At 60.0% G+C, this 710-nt stretch carries 1 protein-coding gene; it reads right to left on the bottom strand.

What is annotated here, in order from left to right; all coding sequences use genetic code 11:
* Window positions 1-337: 337 nt before the first annotated feature.
* A partial coding sequence (locus IPF36_RS34330) for an alpha-glucosidase C-terminal domain-containing protein (RefSeq protein ID WP_195432399.1) occupies window positions 338-710 on the bottom strand: 373 nt, incomplete at its 5' end.

Here is a 710-nt window from a genome sequence, read left to right as displayed (position 1 = left end):
GGACGTCTTGTGCGGATCGAGCGACTCCGGCTCTGCGGCGCTGCCGCGATTATAGACCACCTCGGCAAACGCAGGCACCGACAGCGCGCCCGCCGTCAGTGTAAGCGTCGTCGCGAACACAGTCGCTTTCAGCATGTTTTTAAGCATGTTTTCCATCTCCCAAATAGGCGTGTTCCCCGTAAAACACGGCCTCGCCTGGTTAGCGCCCGAATGCCGGATTTTTTCCGGTTTCGTTGAGCGAGCCGGCAGTTCCCATTGCCGGCGGTAGCTGAGACTATCCATGAGAATTTTTTATTTCAACACGGCTCCTGCTAACCTTAAGTCAACATGAGCAGGTTCAAACAAAGCGGCCGATGAAATAACCAAGCGGCGGCAAGGCGATACGGCCGGAATCGGCATCTCCCTCGGCTCCCGGAAAGTCGACCGAAAGCAGTTGGCCCGCCCAATCCTGAATTGGCCACCACGCCGCCTGTTCGGCAAAATTGAACACGCACAGCAGCCGCTCACCCTCCGCTTCCCGCACGAACGCCAGCACGTCACCATCTGCATCCAGAAGTGAAATCGCCCCATGGACAAGGGACGGATGGGCCCTGCGGGCGGCCAGCACCGCGCGATAGCGGGCCAGGACCGAGTCGTGATACCTTTGCTGGCGGTCTACAGCGAGGGCCCGGTGTTCAGGCGGGATCGGCAGCCAGGGCTTGCCATCCGAG

This window comes from Cupriavidus sp. IK-TO18 (assembly GCF_015549295.1).
Classification (GTDB): domain Bacteria; phylum Pseudomonadota; class Gammaproteobacteria; order Burkholderiales; family Burkholderiaceae; genus Cupriavidus; species Cupriavidus oxalaticus_A.
Note: the sequence above shows the minus strand (reverse complement) of the source record. Positions and strands in the feature narration are given on the sequence as shown.